This is a genomic window from Stenotrophomonas sp. HMWF023 (assembly GCF_003060985.1).
In the GTDB taxonomy this organism is placed as follows: Bacteria; Pseudomonadota; Gammaproteobacteria; order Xanthomonadales; family Xanthomonadaceae; genus Stenotrophomonas; species Stenotrophomonas lactitubi.
Window position 1 is genome coordinate 1 of sequence record NZ_QAIJ01000044.1, and the last position, 3,757, is coordinate 3,757.

The window sequence follows — 3,757 nt, forward strand, 5'->3', positions numbered from 1 at the left end:
CCAGCCGTCCGCAGGGTACGGGTCTGGGTCTGTCGATCGTGCGTCGCCTGTGTGACCGCTTTGGCTGGAAGGTCAGCTTGCCCAGCTCGCTGGTCAAGCTGACCTTCCAGCCAAAGCGGTCACACAGGCGACGCACGATCGACAGACCCAGACCCGTACCCTGCGGACGGCTGGGATCGGCACGATAGAACGGCTCGAACGCACGCGACAGCGCGTCTGCGGACATGCCGATGCCGGTATCGCTTACCACCACCCGGTCGTTGTGCACATGCACGTCGATGCGACCTTCGTCGGTGTAACTGCAGGCATTGCGCACCAGGTTGCTGACCACCACCTGCAGCACCCGCGGCGGTGCGTGCAGCTGCACGGCCGCGTCACTGTGCAGGTGCACCGCCAGCGGCCGGCCCACCAGCAGCTCATTGGCGTTGTCCACTTCGTAGCGGACGATGTCGTTGACGTCGAACAGTTCCACCTGCGGCTCGACGTCGGCCTCGCGGGCCAGGATCAGGAACGCATCGATCACCGCTTCCATGTCCCGCCCGGCACGCTGGATGCGCTGCAGGCTGCGGCGCAGGCGCGGCTCCAGGCTTTCATCGCCCAGCGCCATGTCGCTGGCCACCCGGATGACGGTCAGCGGCGTGCGCAGTTCATGGCTGGCATCACGGGTGAAGTTGCGCTCGCGTGCCACGTGCGCAGTGACACGGTTGGCCAGCGAATGCAGCGCCGCTGCCAGTTGCCGGGTCTCGCCCTGCATGTCCGCGGGCAGCTTGTTCGGCTCCAGATCGGCCGCTTCCGGATGACCCGGATCCCAGCGCGAGACGCGCCGCGCCAACCAGTTCACCGGTGACACCAGGCGTTTGGACGCGCGGTAGGTGATCCAGGAGGCGCCATACACCGCCAGCAGGGTCAGCAGCACCGGCACGATGCCGAACCAGAACGCCAGCATCTCCGCGCGCGAGCGCAGGAACACCAGGTACAGGCGGCCCTGTTCGCGGGCGTCGACCAGCACCAGCTGATCGTCGTCAGGCAGTTCGTGGAAACCCGGTTCCAACGTGCGCAGGTTGGCGGGCAGCGACAGGCTCGATTGCCCGCGCTCCAGCAGGTAGCCACGGATGTTCTGGGTATTGGGTGGCGGTTGCACGGGCGAGGCCTCATGCAGCGTCCAGTAGTACGCCGCTTCTTCGCGCAGGGCTGCACCGACCAGGCTGTGCTTGATCACCAGCGAAACCAGCCAGGCACCCAGCAGGATGCCCAGGCTGGCCAGCACGGCTTGCAGGATGAAGGCGATACGGATCTTGCGCGGCAGGCCGTGCGGCATTGCGGTGTCCCGGTCAGAGCGCTGCGATTATAGGCAGCGCGCTGTACCGTGATCGTGCATGGACGATGACGACCGGGCATCCGGAACGTTCACCCCTTCCCTGCCGACCACGGCCGTGCCGGTTCTGCTGCAACACCGGCACGACGTCGATCAGGCCATCGGCTGGGCGATATCGGCGATGCGATAGCCCGCGCTCTGCACGGTGTGCAGCAGCGGCCGGTCGAACGGCTTGTCGATGATCTTGCGCAGGTTGTACAGGTGGCTGCGCAACGTGTCCGAATCAGGCAGGCCGTTGCCCCAGATTTCGCGCTCGATTTCCTGGCGGGTGACCACACGCGGCGATTCGCGCATCAGGATGGTCAGCAGGCGCAGGCCGATCGGCGATAGCTGCAGCTCGGTTCCGGCACGCGTGGCACGCATGCTGACCGGATCGAGCACCAGGTCGGCGACCTTGAGCACTTCCGAACCGACCTGGCGACGTTCGCGGCGGATCAGCGCGCGCAGGCGGGCTTCCAGTTCCTGGATCGCGAACGGCTTGGTCAGGTAATCATCGGCACCAAAACCGAGGCCGGTGAGCTTGTCATCCAGCGTGTCGCGCGCGGTCAGCATCAGCACCGGGGTCGACTTGCGCGCATCGTTGCGCAGCCGGCGGCACACTTCGATGCCATCCAGCCGCGGCAGCATCAGATCCAGCACGACCACGTCGTAGCTGTTCTCGGCAGCCAGACGGTAGCCGTCCAGGCCATCCTGCGCATAGTCCACCTCGAAGCCACGGCCTTCCAGGTATTCACCGATCATCTCGGAGATATTGCGGTTGTCTTCGACCACCAGCACCAAGCCGGAAGTCTCCTTCGTCTGACGCATGAGAATCCCTCTTTCTTCAGCTTTGTGAAACATGCCCGATCGACGGTGCACGCGATGTGAAGTTGCGTCAATGAAAAGAAGATGGCGTGCTCACAGCAGCGGTTTCAGCAGCGGCCATACGTTGTCCAGCACTTTCGGCTGCGCCTGCGCGGTGGGATGCAGGCCATCGGCCTGCATCAATCCCGGCTGCAGGGCCACGCCTTCCAGCAGGAACGGCAGCAGCGGCACCTTGTACTGCGTGGCCAGTGTCCGGTACGCCGCCGCCAGGCGCTGGCGGTAGCCCGGCCCATAGTTGGGCGGCACGTCGATGCCCAGCAGCAGCACCTTGGCACCGGCCTTCTGGCTGGCCTGCACCATCTTTTCCAGGTTGCCCTGCACCTGCGCCGGGGTCAGGCCGCGCAGCGCATCGTTGCCGCCGAGGGCGATCACCACCACCGTGGGCTTTTCCCGCCCGAGCAGGCCCGGCAGGCGGGTCAGCGCGCCGGCGGTGGTTTCCCCGCTCATGCTGGCGTTGACGATGCGCGGCGGGGTTTTCGACTGCTGCCTGACCCGCTGCTGCAGCAGGCTGACCCAGCCTGCATCGGCCGGGATATTGTGGGCGGCACTGAGGCTGTCACCGAGCACCAGCACGGTACCGGTGGCCGGACCTTTGGCCCACGCCAGTGCCGGCAACAGCAGCAACCCTAGCAACAGCACCATCATTGCGCCGGCTTGCCGGCTCCATCCCGTCTTGTGCATTGGAGTCTCCTCATCGACAGCCTGTCCCCCCGCAGCGCGCCCGTCGCCATCGCCGTCGACCAGGTCGGCAAATCCGTGCATGGCCCGGAGGGTGAAGTCCACATACTGGACAACATCACCCTGACCGTCCATGAAGGCACCAGCGTGGCCATCGTCGGCGCCTCCGGTTCTGGCAAGACCACCCTGCTCGGCCTGCTGGCCGGGCTGGACCTGCCCAGCCGTGGTCGCATCACATTGGCTGGCCAGGATCTGACGGCATTGGATGAAGAGGCGCGGGCACAGCTGCGCGCGCGCGACGTCGGCTTCGTGTTCCAGAGCTTCCACCTGCTGCCGGCACTGACGGCGGCCGAGAACATCGCGCTGCCGCTGGAACTGGCCGGGCGCGAGGACCGCACGCGGGTGGATGAGGTTCTGGCTGCGGTCGGGCTTTCGCACCGCGCGCGCCACTATCCGCGGCAGTTGTCCGGCGGCGAGCAGCAGCGGGTCGCCCTCGCCCGCGCCTTCGTCAGCCGCCCGCGCATCCTGTTCGCTGACGAGCCCACCGGCTCGCTGGACCAAGCCACCGGCCAGCACATCAGCGATCTGCTGTTCGAACTCAATGCCGGCAGCGGTACCACCCTGGTGCTGGTCACCCACGACCTGCGCCTGGCGCAGCGCTGCCAGTACATCCATCGCATCGACAACGGCCGCCTGCAGCCGGTGGAACATGGAGTGGACGCATGAACCTGCTGCGGCATGCGTGGCGCGCGCTGCGCCGCGAAGCCCTGGCCGGTGACCTGCTGACCGTCTTCGCCGCCCTGGTACTGGGCGTGGCGGTGATGACGGCGGTGGGTACGC

4 protein-coding genes are annotated in these 3,757 nt (G+C 66.6%); 1 reads left to right on the forward strand and 3 read right to left on the reverse strand.

Annotated features, from left to right (window positions below; genetic code table 11):
• The 3 genes from DBR20_RS23705 to DBR20_RS01925 all read right to left on the reverse strand — a co-directional run.
• A partial coding sequence (locus tag DBR20_RS23705) for a HAMP domain-containing sensor histidine kinase (RefSeq protein WP_308812587.1) occupies window positions 1-1,318 on the reverse strand: 1,318 nt, incomplete at its 3' end.
• A gap of 150 nt (window positions 1,319-1,468) precedes the next feature.
• Window positions 1,469-2,182, reverse strand: coding sequence for a response regulator transcription factor (locus tag DBR20_RS01920; RefSeq protein WP_002811889.1), 714 nt, complete (start codon window positions 2,180-2,182; stop codon window positions 1,469-1,471).
• A gap of 90 nt (window positions 2,183-2,272) precedes the next feature.
• Window positions 2,273-2,920, reverse strand: a complete 648-nt coding sequence (locus tag DBR20_RS01925) for an arylesterase (RefSeq protein WP_108264997.1) — start codon at window positions 2,918-2,920, stop codon at window positions 2,273-2,275.
• Between the two features lie 75 nt (window positions 2,921-2,995).
• Between DBR20_RS01925 and DBR20_RS01930 the strand changes: the two genes are divergently transcribed.
• Window positions 2,996-3,643 carry an ATP-binding cassette domain-containing protein gene (locus DBR20_RS01930; protein ID WP_033832045.1) on the forward strand — a complete coding sequence of 216 codons (648 nt, stop codon included), beginning with the start codon at window positions 2,996-2,998 and terminating at the stop codon, window positions 3,641-3,643.
• Window positions 3,644-3,757: the final 114 nt, after the last annotated feature.

Excerpts from the sequence above, each read along its gene's own strand:
- DBR20_RS01920 (WP_002811889.1), bottom strand. The coding sequence starts at position 2,182 with ATGCGTCAGACGAAGGAGACTTCCGGCTTGGTGCTGGTGGTCGAAGAC.
- DBR20_RS01925 (WP_108264997.1), bottom strand. The coding sequence starts at position 2,920 with ATGCACAAGACGGGATGGAGCCGGCAAGCCGGCGCAATGATGGTGCTG.